Genomic DNA, 18,180 nt, shown 5'->3' with positions numbered 1-18,180 from the left:
AGCCCTTTGCTGAAAAATCTAATATTCTATAATTCACCGATTACACTTCGCCGTGTTTGGGAAAAGCCACCCCGCCTAATTCCTAAGTTTATTATTGCTTAATAGCATTGTAACTATGAAAAGGCTAAAAACCATTGCTCCCCATAATTTTTAATGTGACCCCTTAAAAAGATTATTGTGAGTTTGACACAAAAAAAAAGGGTTTGACTTTGTCAAACCCTTTTTTTTAATATTCATATGATAAGAATTATTTTACAATAACCTTTTCAATCATTCTTTGATTGTCATTTTCAACGATAAGCATATAAACACCTTCGGCCTCTTGGCTAAGGTCAATACGCTTCATGCTGTTGTCAACAGTTAAATTAGACTCTTCATATACTACAGTTCCTAAAGCATTAACAATAGTTAGGTTAGCTTGTTTCATTCCTTGGATATCTAGGAAGAATACACCATTGTTAGGGTTAGGATAAAGGCTAATAGCAGCTTCTAAGTTTTCAACACCAGTACAGTTATGAACAGTGATGAAATCTTCTTTTGTGATAGTTGCAGTTTCTGCTCCGTCACTTACTTCTAAAACAACATTATAATTTCCAGGAGTTGCATAGGTAACACTTGGGTTTTCGTCTGTTGAAGTTTCTGGAGTTCCACCTTCGAAGGTCCAATTCCAAGAAGTAACCTCACCTAATGAGGTAGAAGTAAATCCTACAGTTCCACCATCACATGGGTTAACATCATCAGCATTGAATGCAGCAGTTAAAACATTATCACTACTTGCTGGGAAAACAATATAATCAACCCAAGCACAATCTTCACCACTTACGGCGGAACCATCTCTCATGTATTCCCATTTCAAGTTGTGATCTCCAGCAGTTAAGGTGTACTCGGCCATAGCCCAAGCTACTTCACCAGACCATTCGTCTTGCATAGTACCATCAATATAGAATTTCAATTTGTCATAATTGCCTTCAGATGATACTTTATAATAGAAGGAGAAATCACCTTCAGCAGCTACGGTATAATCTAATTCCATAACTGATTGTTCGTTATGATTAATAGCGGCAGAACGTGTTCCGTATTCACCTTCATAAGCTTCATCAGCACCAACAATAGACCAGGCATTGGTGTTAAATTGCCAATCATAAGCAGAGAAATCACCAGTTTCAAAATCTTCTAAAATTAAACCAACTAATTCTTGCATTAGCATATTAGTAGTGTAATTTCCAGCAGCCAAGTCAAGGTTAATGTCTATTAAAGTACCAATAGGAGTAGAGGCTTCTGTAGAAATTGTGAATGTAACAGCTTCCATACCTTCAGCATCAATAGCAGCAACATCGACATTTGCTGTATTAATAGTAACAAATGAGCTTGAAGAAGAAACACCTAAAGTACCAGCTAATGAAGCTGCATGTCCATTATTATAAGTGTTAATTGTGATATCTGCAGTTTCACCTGGATCCAATCTGCCGTTTCCGTTTCCAGCAGCATCATCAATGGTGTAAGCACCAAATTCAGGAACTGGAGCATAAATATTGAAGTTTAATGTTGATTCCCAAGTTTCTTTAGCGGTACCTTCGATAACGAGGTCAAGAGAAACGCTATACATATCTGGAGCATCGTCAGCAATGTCGAATGTGAAGGCATCAGTTAGGTTAATTACTTCATCAGCAGCAATATCACCAACAGTAATAGTAGCTGCACTTGTTAATGTACAATATGGGTCAGAACCGCTAATGGTAACAGTTACACCTGTTGCAGGGTCAGTGCCTAGGTTTTTTACATCCATGTCCATAGAAACAGTAGTTCCGTAATCCACATTTTCGTTTCCACCATTAAATGTGAATTCGCTTACAGTAAGGTAAGGTCCTTCTAGTGCAGCAGCAGGAATAACTTCCATATAAGGAATATATTGAGATCTTGTAACAACGATATCAACGTCTCCACCTGAAAGGATAGGATCCATTTCAACCATAACGCTACCACTAGCGTCAACATGACCTGTTCCGTGAAGAACGCCATCTTTACTAATAGCTACATAAGAACCTGGTTCAGCACTAACTTCATATTCAGTAACACCAATAGGAACAATGTCCATGTGGTTGACTACATTATCGCTACCTTGTGTGTGATAAGGCATTAAAGAAGGATCACCAAAAGTATTATAAGCTTGCCAGTAATAAGTTGGTGAAGAATGTTGTGCATATCCTTGGATGTCAACTTCAGTTACCGCTAAGTTACCTACAAAGATTAGTGCGTCTTGGCAGAAATAGCTTTCGCCCCAAGCACCATCATAGGCACCTAAAGTAGTTTCTTCTTGTGTAGGAACGTAACCATCATTATTTCCAGAAATAGGAAATGCACCTACAGACCAATAGAAATCTTCAAACCAATAAGAGGATGGTGAAGAACCAATATATCCAACAGCACCTTTGTCTTCTGCTCTAATCCATGCTTCACCAATACATTCGTTGGTACCAAAATCGGCAGCTAAACAGCAGTTACCAATAGCAAGAGGATATTTACCAGTGTTACTGAAATTGTTAACATTAGCAATACTTAGACCTGGATCTGCCCAAGAAGTTTCGCTACAGTGTGCAGTATAATTGATAAAACCTACAGCAATTCTTTCAGGATCATAACATCCTGAATAACTAGTTAGGTAAACCCAAATGTCATCATAGCCATGCTCTGCATTGAAATAATTCTCTGTTCCATAATCTATAGTTGCTTGTCCTACTCTAGGATTCCATGTGCCATCAGCGCCAGCAATTAATGTTATATCGTCTAGATATGTTGGATCATCCATTTCATATTTTTCATAAGGAATGATTTTATTCAACATATTCTCGAGTTGAGTTGTGTTTTGTGCAGACATACGTCCGTAGTACATTTCTGGGAAATAGTCACCATCTACTGAACCATAATAAAGGTCAGTTTTTTTGTTACTAGAACTACCAGTAGCACTTGCAGGAACTTGTTGAACATCACCAACAATAACTAGGAAGTCAGGAGCATTACCTGCTGCAAATCCTTCAGCATATTGATCATGAACCCAAGTTTGAATTTCGCTTGTAGAACCACCAATTTCGTCGGTATAAGCTACAGTTAGCTCATAACCCATTTTTGTTTTCCACTCTAAGAATGGTTGTAGTGTTTCTGTGAACATAGGATCTGCAACAATTAACATATTTACAGGGAAAGTTAAAAGGTCAGGATGCTCATCATAAACATCATCTACATTTAAAAGTGATTTGTAAACCACATCAAAGAAAGGGGAATAGGTGTTTTTAAAAGTTTGCTGTGTTTTTGCAATGTCAGCACCTTCATAAGATAAGGTGATATCAATATCATTATAAACCTCTAATTGGTTTGTAGAAGGGTTGAATCGGATGGGTTCAACAGTTACTCTTGCCAATCTAACACCTCTCATTACTCCTAAAATTTCAACACTAGCAATCTCGCTTTGGTTGAAGCTTTTTGATGCATAGGCTTGTTCATTGTATTCAAAAGGAATATCATCTACATCCATGCTTTTAGGAATGTCATATTGTAATGGCATCAACGGATAATTAACTCCTTTTTCGTTCAAGTCAATAGTAGAAACGGTAAAGTTATTCACCTCTACTTTAATTTTAGCTCCAAAAGGAATAGCGATTAATTTTCTTTGTACTGGAAGTTTAGGTTCTCCAATTAAATTAGAAGAATAAGCCCCATCCATACGTAACTCAGTAAAAATTCCCTGTGAAGTTTTTACATCCATAGTTTGAATGTCCCCAAAATGGAATTTTAGATTCATAGCCTCAGAGTTGCTTTGTACAACTTTGCTGCTGGTTTTTTCTGTTGAGACAGAAATTGTTGAATTATAAGCCTGAGTTTGAATGCTGAAAAGCATCATAAGGGCTAATAATCCACTCCAAGTAAATTTTTTCATACAAAATGATATTTTAGATTAATTTAATGATTAGACAAATTTCAATTAAAAAAGTTGTTCATACTATTTCATTAATGCAAATAAAAGGAATAATGATCGTAATATCAACTTTTTTGGATAGAAATCATACTATTTGTATGTTGTAAATAGAGATGCTAAGCAATTAGATTTCAGTATTGTAATTAATATTATGTCTGAGTGTTTATAAAGATTGAAGTTTAAATTATAAGTGGTGATGTGAATTGAAAGCAATTTCTTATCCTTATGCAGTTTATTAATATTCGAATAGGTATGAGATTTAATGTCTCAAGTTTCACTCTTGGAGTAAATCAATAGGGTTTGAACCTTTAGCGAATATTGAATTGTGATAACAAATGAAATCAGCAATGCACTAAATTCAAATACTATAGATTTAAAGCAGTGATTCTTCGAATCTTTGAGTTTAGGTGTCTAACAACTCAAAACTAAATGAAGATGCAGAACTTTAGTTACTAAAAAAGAAAAACCTCCCGAAGGGCTCGGGAGGTTAACCAAAAAACCTAAATTCTATAACAAAAACCTAATTTATGAAGGTAGTAATAATGTGTTAAATAAATAACATTGTTTATTTAAAAACAGTGCAAATTTACATGCTTTTTTGAAAAGTCAATTGATTTTTGTAAAAAAAAAGACTGTTTTTATAAAACTCAGTATAATACCTATTGTCATTAAATTTATCTGTTATAAGACTAAATATGAATAATATTTATAGTGTTGAAAAACAATCTTGTACAAATTGTTTATTTAGGTATTCAAATGTCTAATTTAGTTTTGAAATATCAATCTTGCATTTAATGAATACTGTTATTATTAAGTAGTGAAGCTTGATTTCAAAATTTTCTGTTAATTTATTAACTATTCAAATGGATGGCTTGGCCTTTCGTTTTATTTGTGGATATTTGTTACTTAAATGGGGAATTAAAAAAAATTTATGAAAAAACTAATCAACTATGTTTTTAGCATGGAGATTGCCGGAGTATTAATGGTGGTATCTGCCTTTGCAATTGGTATAGCAACTTTTATTGAAAACGATTTTGGAACCATAGCTGCGAAAGCTTTGGTTTATAATTCAATTTGGTTTGAAGCTATTATTGGATTAATATTTATCAACTTGATTTTTAATTCAATCAAGATTAAACCTTGGCAAACAAAACAATGGAGTGTGTTCATTTTTCATATTTCATTTTTGTTAATTATTATTGGTGCGGGTTTAACTCGTTATGTTGGTTATGAGGGTACCATGAGTATTAGAGAAGGTAGTCAGTCTAATACTTTTTTATCTGAACATACTTATGTAATGGTTAAGAATGCTCAGGGAGAAGTCTTAGCAAAAAAGAAGGTTTTGTTTTCGTCAGTTAGTAAAGACGAAGTAAAGGTAGGTTTTGATCATAATGATAAAGAATATACTTTGCATACCTCCGACTTTGTGCCAAATGCTATGGAGTATATTGATAAATCAGAAGGGGGAAGTCCCATGGTTGAAATATCACTTCGAAAAAACGGCAAATTTCAGAATTATTCCGTATCAAAAGGTGAGGTCTTAGAATTAGGTAGAGAGTCCTTTGGTTTTTATAGTGAAGAATCGCAAGATATTAATATAGAGTTAAATGATGGTGAATTGCAATTTGTAGCCAATGATAGTGTTGTTTTCTTCGATATGTTATCCGGCCAAAAAGAATCTTTGCCTGCTGGTGCTCGTCATGCTATCGTGCTCGAAAAACTATATTCCTTAGGTGATTTTAGTTGGGTATTTAGTGAATATTATCCCCAAGCTCGATTGGGTGTAACCTCTTCTAATAATAAATCAAATTCTTTAAATGCGATTCATTTTTCTGTTTTTAGTGAGAATGATGAGGAATTGGTTTCTAGTTATGTATTAGGAATGGCAGGATATGCTGCTCCTAAAGATTTCAGAATAGATGGAGACGTTGTTACTATAAGTTATGGTTCTGAGTTAGTTGAGCTTCCCTTTAGTATTAAACTTATTGATTTTCATTTAGAAAGGTATCCTGCATCGAACAGCCCAAGTAGTTATTCTAGTGATGTTGTTTTAATTGATCCTTCACAAAATATCGAAATGGATTATAAAATCTTTATGAACAATGTTTTAGACCATAGGGGATATCGTTTCTTTCAATCTTCCTATGATCAAGATGAAAGAGGAACAGTATTAAGTGTTAATCACGATTATGCTGGAATGATAGTAACCTATTTGGGCTATCTTTTAATGTCTCTGGGAATGTTCTTTGCTTTATTTGCAAAAAACAGTCGATTCAGATTAATGATGAAGAAGACTATGGCTACTTCATCTGTTTTATTACTCTTTGTAGTTATACCGAATTGGGCTAATGCGCAGAATAGTGAAAAATGTATTGTTAAGGATATTCCAACCGAACAAGTTGATGAACTATCTAAATTATTGGTACAGGGGCGGAGTGGTCGTTTCCAGCCTTTTAATTCTGTTAGTAGTCAGGTTGTAAGAAAATTTAGTAGAAAAGTAACATTCGATGGACTAAATACAGACCAAGTTCTGTTAGGAATGATGATAAACCCTGATTATTGGGCGAAACAAGAAATTATTAAGGTAAGTAATGACCAATTAAAAAAGATAATAGGGAATGATGCATCTAGAGCTAGGTTTGTTGATTTCTTTGATGCAAATAGTGGAGGATACAAGTTAGCGAAATATGTAGATGCAGCCTATCAGAAGAAGCCTGCCGAACGAGGGACTTTAGATAAAGATGTGATAAAAGTTGACGAGCGAGTGAATGTGTTTTACATGGCCATGAAGATGGATTTCTTAAAGATATTCCCGGTTCCTGGTCAGGCTAATACTACATGGACTTCACCTAATGGCCCTTTTAATCAATATCAAGCCCAAGATTCTAATTTTGTAGCCTCTGTTACTAACTTCTATTTCCAAAGCCTTAGAGCGGGTTTAGAATCAGGTAATTATGCCGATGCCAACCTAATGCTGCAAGGAATAAGACAGTTTCAAGAAAAGTATTCTCCTACACAGCTTGCTGATTTAGAGAAAATGAACCTTGAGATTAAGTATAATAAGATTAATATTTTCGATAGATTATTTGCCTCTTATGGTATTTTCGGTTTTATTATGCTTGTTCTTCTTTTTGTAAGGGTGTTGATGCCAAAATTCCAAATGAAATGGACGGTTCACGTATTAGCAATTCTAGTTTTGCTCTCTTTTGTGACTCACACTTTTGGATTAGGAATGAGGTGGTATATTGCTGGTCATGCTCCTTGGAGTAATGGTTATGAGTCAATGATTTTTATTGGTTGGGCTACTATCTTAGCTGGTTTGGTTTTCTATAAAAACAGTCCAATTGCCTTGGCTGCAACTTCTGTTTTAGCGGCATTAATTATGTATGTGGCTCATTTAAGTTGGATGAATCCAGAGATTACAAATTTGGTTCCTGTTTTGAAGTCCTATTGGTTGACAATTCATGTGGCTATTATTACTGCCAGTTATGGTTTCCTTGCAATGGGAATGTTTATGGGATTCTTAAACTTGGTTTTTCTTCTACTTATGAACAAGAGCAATAGACTTAGGATTCAAGATAAAATCAATGAAATAACTAAGATTAACGAAATGACTTTGATAGTTGGTATTTATCTATTGACTATTGGGACATTCTTAGGAGGTGTTTGGGCCAACGAAAGTTGGGGTCGATACTGGGGTTGGGATCCAAAAGAGACTTGGGCAATGGTTACGATTTTGGTTTATGCCTTTATTCTTCATATGCGATATGTTCCAGGTTTAAAAGGGGTTTATGCACTTAATTTGATGACTGTAATTGGGTACTTTAGTGTTTTGATGACTTATTTTGGAGTAAACTATTACCTATCAGGTTTGCATAGTTATGCTTCAGGTGATCCGATGCCAATTCCTAATTTTGTGTATTATGCTTTAGGGGTCATTTTCATAGTATCGGTAATGGCTTATTTTAAATACAAAAAAATGTGGAGCGAATAGTTCCATCATATTCTTAAATAATTAGAACAGAATCTTTTTTATGAGGTTCTGTTTTTTTTTTTTTGGAATAAAAAAAGCTTTGAAACTAGATGAACTTAGTTTCAAAGCTTTTTAATATTTGGTACTTCAAGAGGCTAATAGATATCGTTCTGTTGCTTTTTAATATCAGCATTCATTAAATGATGAATATACTTTTGGGACTGAACCAATCGGTATCCCCAATGTGTTTGAAAGAATAATCTACAATCGTGCACTGCATTTTCTTTGGCAGCATCGGTGCCTTTTGCATAGAGTAATACGAAGTCTTTTAGATCTTGATATATGTCAGTTAAATTGTCAGCCAGGCTAGCCTTAATGGGCTCGTTATCATTGAAATCTATATGATCCATTACCCAGAATTCATCATTTGGTTTGAATTTGTTTCTAAGCTCATTAAAAATAGATTCCCAAGTTTGCTCTGTAACAAACCTCTCATTGGCTTCCGGAACTTGAACTTCTATTGTTGGTAATAATGCACCTTTCAAATAGAGAAGAGAAAACATCTTTTGAAGATAATCAAGAATATCTTTGGTTTCGTATTCATGTGCTTTTTCTATAAAATGGCAATACTCATTTGCAACGGTGAGCATTTCCATTACATTTTTCGAACTTACTGTATTTGTTTCCATAAGATTGAATAATTTAAAAAAATAAATGATACAAAAAAACCCCGATAACGGGGTTGTTTTTATTTTGAAAGAAAAAAGACTATCCTCTTTTTTCTTTGATTCTAGCTTTCTTACCTTTAAGGCCGCGAAGATAGAAAATACGAGCTCGGCGTACAACACCTCTTCTCATTACTTTGATATCATCAATATTTGGAGAAGCAATTGGGAAGATTCTCTCTACGCCAATGTTTCCAGATATTTTTCTTACTGTGAAAGTCTCAGTTGGTCCGTTTCCTCTTCTCTGGATAACGACGCCTTGGAAATTCTGCAATCTTTCTTTACTACCTTCCTTAATCTTGTAAGTAACAGTTATAGTATCACCTGCTTTGAAAGCGGGGAACTTCTTTATTTCTACTGAATCTTCTACTATTTGAATTAGTGCTGGCTTACCCATCGTCTATATTGTTTTGTCGTTTTCTAAAAATGAGTGCAAATATACGTTTATTAATTTGATTTTTACAAGGCAAATTTGAAAAAAAATAATTCGATTGCTTATTATTTTATGTTATGCCTTGCTATTCTTTATTATTACTGATTTTCAAGAGTTAGTAATAAATCTAAAATGTATTATTTTAATCTTACTCATGCCTTAATGAGTCAATAGGATCGAGTTTTGCTGCTTTGTTTGCAGGTAGTATTCCTGATAGCAATGCCACGCCAAAGCATAAGAGTACACCGATTATCATCCAATTCCATGGAATGATAAAGGAACTCCCAATCTGAAAACTGACTAAATTACCAATTGCAATTCCAAAAATAATTCCTACAACACCTCCAATTTGAGATATAACTACTGCTTCAATTAAAAACTGAGATCTGATCATCTTTCCCGTGGCTCCTAAAGCTTTTCTAATACCTATTTCTCTTGTTCTTTCTGTAACTGAAACCAACATGATATTCATTAAACCAATGGCAGCTCCTGCAAGGGTAATTAAACCAATTACTGTGGCAGCGATACTGATTGCTTTCAAATTCTCTAAAAGCATTTCTGCCAAATTATCACTTTTAATAATTGCAAAGCTATCTAAATCCCCAAGTTTATCCTTTCTGATGATTCTAAATAGACCTGTAGCTTCTCCTACAGCTGCTGATACATCCATTTCTTTATTGGGTAGTACATTTATTCTGTAATTCATATCGGGACGGGAGAAGTATTGCCTGACGTTATTAAGAGGAATCCAGACACTTCTGTCTCCACTAAAACCTATACTACTTCCTTTTTCCTTGATTACACCAATTACTTTGTATTTCCCTGGTCCAACTGTGATGATTTTGCCAATGGGATCTTCGTTGTTTTTAAATAGAGTTTTTACAATGTCGCTACCAATAATTGCCATATGTTGACCGTATTGAATATCATGATCGGAAAAGTTTCTACCAAAAGCAATAGTCTCACCAGAAGTGAAAAGGTATTCTTTGTCTACTCCCTTTACATTAACGTTGGGATGAGATTTCTCTGACTCGTACTTCACAGTTGCTGTCCAAGTACCATCAATATTAACAGAGGTGTAACCATCCATTTTGAACTGCTCTTTAAATTGTTTGGCCTCTTCAAAATTGATGATCCTATTGTTTCTGGGTCTGATTCTTTTACCATTTATGGTGATGTTCATGCCTCTGTTGTTGATGGAAAATGAATTGGCGCCCATCATGCTGAGTTCTTTAGTGAAAAAGTATTTGATGGCATCAATACTGGTTAAGATTCCCACCAATGCCGTAATTCCAAACGCGATAATAAGAACCGTAAGGATAGTCCTTAAAAAATGCGATCTAATCGATTCTAATGAGATTCTAATATTCTCTTTTACATTGATTTTCATCTTTTATTATTTTGTGATGCCAGACTACACTCAAGCTTAGCATCAAGGTTATAGTTTTTTTCCGAAAGCGAGATCTCCTGCGTCACCCAAACCAGGAACAATGTATGATTGTGCTGTCAACTCATCATCGATGGCCGCAGACCAAATAGTGATAGCAGACTTTGAAAAATTCCTTTCTAAATAATTGATACCTTCACTACTAGCAATTGCTGATAGGATGTGTGTGTGTTTGGGTTTAGCCTCCTCAATGAGTGCTTTATAGGTAAGCCCCATTGATGCTCCTGTAGCTAACATAGGATCGCATAAAATCAAGATTTTATCTGTTAAATCTGGTTTTGATACATATTCTAGTTTTATTTTGAAACTTCCATCTTTTTCATGTTTTCTGTATGCGGAAATAAAGGCATTCTCGGCATGATCAAAAACACTCAATAAACCATTGTGCATTGGTATTCCGGCACGCATAATGGAGGCTACCACCACATTTGATTTTAGTTGATTACATTGTGCTACCCCAAGTGGAGTTTCTATGTTGTTAACTTCATATTCTAATTGCTTACTTATTTCATAAGCCATAACGGCACCAATTCTTTCTAGATTTTTACGAAATCGCCATCTATCATTTTGTACTTTTACATTTCTGAGTTCTGAAACATACTGATTTAGAATAGAAATCTCGCTACTTAAATTATGCACCATATTAATTGTTTTTTTGGATTTTTTGATGAACAAATATAGTTATTTTAAGTGGTGGTTAGTCCAACTTGTTTGCACATTAACGATTGATTAGTAATTCTATATTATTTTGTACAATTTAAACTCTTCTGCACTTTCGTTTATCCTTTCATTAGAGAAAGTTATTCATAAAAAGTTACACATGAATATAAAAGATTCATTTATTCAGCCATTTTTTAATTTTCCAAGGAATGGCAATATACCACTGGAGGGAGTTATAATTTATAATTGGGTAATGGATAACATTGGAGCCAAAGCTTTTATAGAACCTAGCCAAGTTTGGTTCGTTTGAGCCTTCAAAGTCGAGTATGGTTTGAGAACCTGAATAGGATTCAATATAAGAATCAATTAAATAGGGCATGGCACCATTAGTTTTGGCTTCTTTGTTTGTAGCTGAAAATAGAAATATTCTTCTTCGCTCCTCTTTTAAAAATATGGCTCCAGCACAGAGCTGATTTTTTGGATTGAAAGAACCCCATATTTCAGCTCTTCCTTTTTTTATGGCTTTGTATATGAGTCGAGTTAGAGTTAAATAATCTTCCTCACTATAAGCATTCAATTGTTTACCTTTATTTTTTTTAAATAATTCAATGATTATTTCAGGTTTTAAGTTTTTGAATATGGTGAGTTCAGCCTTTTGAGCTTTTTTGATATTGCGTTTTAAATTCTTTGAATATTTCCTTTTTAAATCTTCATGAGACTCAATCATATCAAGCTCATGATTGGTGTTCATGTGAATATAATCTGCTGGGAATGATATTTTATTATGGATATTTAAATTAATTTGAACGAGAGGATGAAGCTCAATAAGCTTTTTTATAAAAGATTGAACTAGGTCGCTAGTCAATAATAAAGGAGTGAAAATGCCAAGTTGCTGTGTAAATGGTGGTTGAAAAGCGTAAGAAACGCCAAGTTTTTTTCTAGTAATTACTGGGAAAACAGCTTGGTAGTCATCCATAACAAGTGCGCCCCATTCAGGAGCAACATGATCTAAATACCATGAATATGCATAAATTCTCTTATTCATAGAATCCTCGATGCAGGCATCCCACTTGTCAGTGTTAATTTCCTTGTTTCTCAGGTATTTAATCACTTGGTGGCTTCTTTTAAAAGGTGTTCATAAACTTCGAGCCAGCCGCTCCATTTGTCCAGATTATTTAAGGATTCATTATGCCATAAGCTAATAAAATGACCATCTACAGCTTTTACTTCTTTTATCAGATTACTGATGATATTCTTAGCGTTATCGGAATCTGTTTTTAAATAATCTCTTAAGGTTCCATCCATTACTGCAAAAGGGTGAACTCTTAATTTGGTTTCTGTTTCTAGATCCAGATCATAAAAGAAGAATGATTCACAAATGCCAGCTCTAAACCCCACTTGGCTTGCAAACCCCATGGTATAGTCATGCTGAATACCAAGATTAAGTAAGTTTCTATAGGTGGAGGGGAGGTCGAGTTTTAAAAAGTGCTGTCTGCTTCTAGTGATATCAATATGAACATTCTCCGAAAGATTATTTAGTTCATTTTTTAGCAGCTTAGGGTTTTCGTTAGAAGCATAAGAAGGATGGATACCTATTTGAGCATGGTCTCGTAAATCTTTAATGAGATTTTGGAAATTGCTGTTTATAAATGATATGTTTTTATCAAAAGGCCCCAGTTCACCAAATAAAATAAAATAAATGGGATTTAATTTGTATTTTTTTGTCCATCTGTGCTGAATTTGATAGGTATCGTATGGGTCTTTAACTTTATGATTAAGCACTTGGACTCTCAGTTTAACCTGCTTCCAATCAAAATGAAGAATGTCTCTCATGAGACCACCAAAGTTTCTGGTTAATCCTTTGTTTTTAAATGACCAAGCAATATCTATATCATAGGTGGGAGTAAATTTGTATCTTCCTTTATACTCTGGTAATATGGGGTATTTCTCTTTTAGTATTCGGTGCAGCTCCTTAGCCCAAATATTGATAACAGGTTTTTGAAGGAAGCCTTTTTGAAAAGCTAAACTCTCAGCAGCCACAAATCTTTTATGGTGATCTTTTTTATGAGGAAGGTATTCTTCATATCTGCTAATGAACAGAAATGATGCTGCAAACATATCGAAAGGTAATATGCTTTTTTTATGATAAACAGGAAATGCAGATGGAATATCTTTAAAATCTACAAACTGCAATTCTTGATGTCTGATATCAGTTTCAAAAAGCAGGTTTTTACAGCACAAAAACAATGCATCATTTGGAGGGCTATTGGTATAAGCAAATTTGGGATGCACAGCTGAGCGAAACTCCTCAATATTAGTTGTGAATTTATAATCTAAACCCATTAATTCATTAAAGATAAGCTTTAAGATATATTGAAGCCTTTTGCTGTTTTTATGACTATAGATATAGAGTTGTTCCAAATTTATTTATGTTTTTCAGTTACAGCAAAATTACGGATTTTTTAATGGCAATAATTATTTTTAAAAATTTAAAATATCAGCTGCTAATATTATAGAAATACAATATTTTTGATTTACACTTGTTTTGTTGAGGTACTTTTCTTAAATTTATAATATTATTCAAAACGAAGATTATTAATTTTAGCTTATGAAAATTTTAGTAACAGGAGGAACCGGATATATAGGTTCACATACAGTAGTTGAACTTCAAAACAAGGGCTATGAAGTGATTATAGTTGATAACTTAAGTAACTCTCACATACAGGTTATAGATCAAATTGAAAAGATAAGTGGTAAAAGACCTGAATTTGAACAATTCGATTTAATTGATGTAGAAAAAACAAAAGACTTTTTTAGTAGAAATAATGACATCTCTGGAATTATCCATTTTGCGGCTTTTAAGGCTGTTGGTGAATCTGTTGGAGACCCATTAATGTATTATAGGAATAATCTATTTTCTTTAGTTAATATTTTGGAGAATATGAAAGTCCAAGAGATTGATAATTTAGTTTTTTCTTCTTCTTGTACTGTCTATGGGCAACCTGAAGCTTTACCAGTAGCTGAAGATGCACCTATTCAAATGGCCATGTCGCCTTATGGTAATACCAAACAAATTTCAGAGGAGGTTATACAAGATACAGCTAAGGTAACCAATGTAAATGCGATTCTTCTAAGATATTTTAATCCCATTGGCGCGCATGAATCCTCCTTGATAGGAGAATTGCCTCTTGGGGTTCCTAATAACTTGGTTCCCTTTATTACGCAAACAGCTATTGGATTAAGAAAAGAATTGTCGGTTTTTGGTGAAGATTATAATACCCCTGATGGAACTGCTATTAGGGATTATATTCATGTAGTAGATTTGGCAAAAGCTCATGTTATTGCGGTAGATCGCCTGATTGGAGAAAAGCAAAAAAAGAAAGTAGAAATCTTCAATCTTGGAACTGGAAATGGATTTTCTGTTTTGGAAGTTGTCAACTCTTTCGAGAAAGTTTCTGGAGAAAAGCTCAATTATAAAATTGTTGAACGAAGAGCTGGAGATGTAGAACAAGTATTTGCTGATACTAAATTTGCTAATGACGAATTAGGATGGAAAGCAGAAAAAACGCTTGACGAAATGATGCTGACAGCATGGGACTGGGAGAAAGCTTTAAAAAATAAACACTAAATAATAAATACGCAAAATGAATTTTAAAAAGAATATTTTAATAACTGGAGGTGCTGGATTTATTGGCTCTCATTTGGTAAGGTTATTTGTAAATAAATACCCTGAATATAAAATAGTGAATCTTGATAAACTAACTTATGCTGGAAATCTAGCCAACTTAACTGATATCGAAAACAAACCAAATTACGAATTTGTAAAAGCAGATATTGTTGATGCTGAAGCTATAGAGAAACTATTTGTTGAATATCAATTTACCCATGTTATTCACCTAGCTGCAGAATCTCATGTGGATCGTTCGATTAGCAATCCTCTTGAGTTTGTGATGACGAATGTGATTGGTACAGTGAACTTATTAAATGCCGCCAAGTTTATCTGGAAAGATAATTATGAAGGAAAGTTGTTCTATCATGTTTCAACAGATGAAGTCTATGGTACTCTTGGAGAAACTGGAATGTTTGAAGAAACTACTGCCTACGATCCACATAGTCCTTATTCCGCTTCAAAAGCTAGTTCTGACCATTTCGTAAGAGCTTATTTTGATACTTTCGGATTGCCTTCTGTTATCTCAAATTGCTCAAACAACTATGGTAGTTTTCAGTTTCCAGAGAAGTTAATTCCATTATTTATCAATAATATTCAAAATAAGAAACCTCTTCCTGTTTATGGAAAAGGCGAAAATATTAGAGATTGGTTGTGGGTGGAGGATCATGCTCGTGCCATCGATGTCATTTTCCATAATGCAGGACTTGGTACTACCTATAATATTGGAGGCCATAATGAGTGGACTAACATCGACTTGATTAAACTCATGTGTAAAATAATGGATGAAAAGTTGGGAAGAGAAGTTGGAGAAAGTGAAAAGCTCATCACCTATGTAAAAGATAGAGCAGGACATGACCTCCGTTATGCTATTGATAGTTCCAAACTTCAAAAAGACCTAGGTTGGAAGCCAAGCCTTCAATTTGAGGAGGGTTTAGAGAAAACAGTGAATTGGTATTTAGAGAATACAGATTGGTTAAATAATGTGACATCTGGCGATTATCAGTCGTATTACGATGATCAATATACTAAGAGATAAGTACTTTGAGCTCTATTTAGGCTGTTGGATTCCTAAATAGGGCTCTTTTAATACGTAAGTGTATTATTTTGATTCGTTACTGGTATTGACCACACCACCCTGACTTATTATCTTTGATTAGAACTTGAAATACTATCATTTACAAAAAAAATTAAACGAACATTAATTATTGAAAGGAAGATTATGAAAAATTTAAAATGGATATTGGGATTAATAGGCATTCTTGCTTTTATGACCAATTGTACAAAAGAACTAGAACCTGCAGCCCCAGCACCAGTAGACCCATCAGATACTATTACTGATATGAATGATTTGGTTATTCCAGAAACATTCAACTTTGAAACTTCGCAAGATATTCAAATTGTTATAAACGATTTTAAATCCAGTAAGGCGGATGGGGACATCAAATACGAAGTGTATTTGTATAATGCTGCAGGGTCATCATTTACAACTTCTGTTGTAGGTGATGATGGGGATGCTATCAGCCAATCCGGTGTTTTAGTAGATGTGCTTAATAACCTAAATGCCACTCAAATTACATCCGATCCTGATTTTAATTTGAATATTACCATCCCATCCTATTATGATACATTATATGTGGTTAAAAATAATATGGGGCATTATACAAGTCAATTGATACCAATTACTTCAAATAAAATGAGTATTTCATTTCAAGATGATGATTTTGGGTCATTTAAATCCTCTAAAGAAGATCCTACAGCTATGCTTTATGCTGTGAATAGCGCCAGAGACCTTTATTCAATCAATCCGATTACTGGAGAAATTGAAATCTTACCGAGCTTACCCTCACAAACTGGTGGTAGTTGGACTTGTGCTATAGACCCTATTGATGAGGTGTTATATACAATTGGGATCAGCTATCCTTATTATTTATATGCTTACGATTTAAATACACAGGAATGGGATAGAAGAGGTAAGACTTATTATCAAGGCCCAAGACTAGGATATAATATAAACGATGGTATGCTATATTATTCTTTTAGTAATTATGTATTATTAATTAATCCTGATAACGGACACATGGTTTCTTATTATGTAGTCCAAGGCCTACACGATTTAGATGGAGGCGATTTATGTTTTGCTGATAATGGAACCATGTATATTTCTAGTGAATCAGGATTATATAAATGTGCTTTTGGGAGTGGAAATACCATTCAAACCTCAAGAATCTCAGCTGATAATTTGCCAAATTATCCAAATTCATTAACTTTTGACCAAAACCAAGAGTTATGGTGGGCCTCTAATGTATTTGATGATGGATTGAATAAATATGTAGGCAGAACATTTATTATGGATACTGTAACAGGAGGTTTTGAAGAAAGATGGTCTTTCGAAAACAATTATATTCATGATTTAGCAACGATGCCATTGGATGAAAACCAAATCCCAGATACTGATACTGATGGTGATGGTATTATAGATTTCTATGACGAATATCCAGAAGATAGCAATAAAGCATATGATCAATATACACCTTCTGTTTATGGTTGGGGAACCTATGCTTTTGAGGATTTATGGCCAAATGAAGGGGATTATGACTTCAATGATTTGGTATTGAATTATCGTTATACACATGTTTATAATTCTGCTGATTTAATTGTAGAAACAAAGCTGACCTTTGGAATTAAAAATGTTGGAGGATCTTATAGAAATGGTTTTGGTATTGAATTAGATATGCAAGAATCACTTATCCAAGATGTGACAGGAAGTAGTCTAACTACTGGAATTGTGACTTTGAATGGCAAAGGTTTAGAAACCAACCAAGCTAAGCCAGTAGTGATGCTATTTGACGATGCTTGGGATAATTATCCATCGGATCAGGATTTAGAACTAGTAATAACTTATGTTACTCCTATTGAAACAGAAGACTTTGGAACAAAGAACCCTTTTATCTTTATCAACGGAGATAGAAGTCGTGAGGTTCACCTATCTGATCATACACCAACATCATTAGCAAGTGCAGAATTTTTCGGAACGCAAGACGATGATAGTAATGCTGCTACAGGTAGGTATTATAAGAATGCTTCAAATTTACCTTGGGCTATAGATATCATTCATGATTTTATATACCTACAAGAAAAAGTACCTATCATTTATGGTTATAACCGCTTTGCCGATTGGGCAGAGTCTGGTGGACAATCATATGGTGATTGGTATAAAGACCAAGATGGATATAGAAACGATCAGTATTTAGTTTACTAAATATAATGCTACATAAAAATGACCTTCAGGTAGTTTTTGCCTG

The 18,180-nt window shown here is 34.1% G+C and carries 11 protein-coding genes; 4 read left to right on the top strand and 7 right to left on the bottom strand.

What is annotated here, in order from left to right; translation table 11 throughout:
* Window positions 1-247: 247 nt before the first annotated feature.
* Window positions 248-3,931 (bottom strand): C25 family cysteine peptidase, encoded by a 3,684-nt coding sequence (locus HNS40_RS13475; RefSeq protein ID WP_172281667.1) that lies wholly within the window; start codon window positions 3,929-3,931, stop codon window positions 248-250.
* A gap of 970 nt (window positions 3,932-4,901) precedes the next feature.
* Between HNS40_RS13475 and ccsA the strand changes: the two genes are divergently transcribed.
* A complete protein-coding gene (ccsA, locus tag HNS40_RS13470) occupies window positions 4,902-7,964 on the top strand; it encodes a cytochrome c biogenesis protein CcsA (protein ID WP_172281665.1) in 3,063 nt (1,020 codons plus the stop codon).
* A gap of 134 nt (window positions 7,965-8,098) precedes the next feature.
* On the opposite strand, the gene HNS40_RS13465 is transcribed toward ccsA, so the two are convergent.
* From HNS40_RS13465 to HNS40_RS13440, 6 genes are all read right to left on the bottom strand, one after another.
* Window positions 8,099-8,632, bottom strand: coding sequence for a DUF5063 domain-containing protein (locus tag HNS40_RS13465; RefSeq protein ID WP_172281663.1), 534 nt, complete (start codon window positions 8,630-8,632; stop codon window positions 8,099-8,101).
* Window positions 8,633-8,711: 79 nt separating this feature from the next.
* Window positions 8,712-9,065, bottom strand: a complete 354-nt coding sequence (gene rplS / locus HNS40_RS13460; RefSeq protein WP_172281661.1) for a 50S ribosomal protein L19 — start codon at window positions 9,063-9,065, stop codon at window positions 8,712-8,714.
* 184 nt (window positions 9,066-9,249) lie between these two features.
* Entirely contained in the window at window positions 9,250-10,491 is a 1,242-nt protein-coding gene (locus HNS40_RS13455) for an ABC transporter permease (protein WP_216663721.1), read from the bottom strand.
* 48 nt (window positions 10,492-10,539) lie between these two features.
* On the bottom strand, window positions 10,540-11,196 hold the full coding sequence (upp, locus tag HNS40_RS13450; RefSeq protein ID WP_172281669.1) for a uracil phosphoribosyltransferase: 657 nt from the start codon (window positions 11,194-11,196) through the stop codon (window positions 10,540-10,542).
* Between the two features lie 187 nt (window positions 11,197-11,383).
* Complete coding sequence (locus HNS40_RS13445) at window positions 11,384-12,319, bottom strand: hypothetical protein (RefSeq protein WP_172281659.1); 936 nt, start codon at window positions 12,317-12,319, stop codon at window positions 11,384-11,386.
* Entirely contained in the window at window positions 12,316-13,629 is a 1,314-nt protein-coding gene (locus tag HNS40_RS13440; protein WP_172281657.1) for a polysaccharide deacetylase family protein, read from the bottom strand. The genes HNS40_RS13445 and HNS40_RS13440 overlap by 4 nt, the downstream gene beginning before the upstream one ends.
* Window positions 13,630-13,816: 187 nt before the next feature.
* Here HNS40_RS13440 and galE point away from each other — a divergent pair, with 187 nt between their 5' ends.
* From galE to HNS40_RS13425, 3 genes are all read left to right on the top strand, one after another.
* Window positions 13,817-14,836: a UDP-glucose 4-epimerase GalE gene (gene galE / locus HNS40_RS13435; RefSeq protein ID WP_172281655.1), complete on the top strand. Its 1,020-nt coding sequence runs from the start codon at window positions 13,817-13,819 to the stop codon at window positions 14,834-14,836.
* A gap of 16 nt (window positions 14,837-14,852) precedes the next feature.
* Entirely contained in the window at window positions 14,853-15,914 is a 1,062-nt protein-coding gene (rfbB, locus tag HNS40_RS13430) for a dTDP-glucose 4,6-dehydratase (RefSeq protein ID WP_172281654.1), read from the top strand.
* A 183-nt stretch (window positions 15,915-16,097) separates the two neighbouring features.
* A complete protein-coding gene (locus HNS40_RS13425) occupies window positions 16,098-18,137 on the top strand; it encodes an LruC domain-containing protein (protein ID WP_172281653.1) in 2,040 nt (679 codons plus the stop codon).
* Window positions 18,138-18,180 lie beyond the last annotated feature (43 nt).

This window comes from Lentimicrobium sp. S6 (genome assembly GCF_013166635.1).
GTDB lineage: Bacteria > Bacteroidota > Bacteroidia > Bacteroidales > UBA12170 > UBA12170.
The sequence above is the reverse complement of the archived record's forward strand: the minus strand, read 5'-3'. Positions and strand labels throughout refer to the sequence as shown.

What these genes read in the sequence shown, in the direction of transcription:
- galE (WP_172281655.1), top strand. Translation starts at nt 13,817, where the DNA reads ATGAAAATTTTAGTAACAGGAGGAACCGGATATATAGGTTCACATACA.
- ccsA (WP_172281665.1), top strand. Translation starts at nt 4,902, where the DNA reads ATGAAAAAACTAATCAACTATGTTTTTAGCATGGAGATTGCCGGAGTA.
- HNS40_RS13465 (WP_172281663.1), bottom strand. Translation starts at nt 8,632, where the DNA reads ATGGAAACAAATACAGTAAGTTCGAAAAATGTAATGGAAATGCTCACC.
- rfbB (WP_172281654.1), top strand. Translation starts at nt 14,853, where the DNA reads ATGAATTTTAAAAAGAATATTTTAATAACTGGAGGTGCTGGATTTATT.
- HNS40_RS13455 (WP_216663721.1), bottom strand. Translation starts at nt 10,491, where the DNA reads ATGAAAATCAATGTAAAAGAGAATATTAGAATCTCATTAGAATCGATT.
- rplS (WP_172281661.1), bottom strand. Translation starts at nt 9,065, where the DNA reads ATGGGTAAGCCAGCACTAATTCAAATAGTAGAAGATTCAGTAGAAATA.
- HNS40_RS13425 (WP_172281653.1), top strand. Translation starts at nt 16,098, where the DNA reads ATGAAAAATTTAAAATGGATATTGGGATTAATAGGCATTCTTGCTTTT.
- HNS40_RS13475 (WP_172281667.1), bottom strand. Translation starts at nt 3,931, where the DNA reads ATGAAAAAATTTACTTGGAGTGGATTATTAGCCCTTATGATGCTTTTC.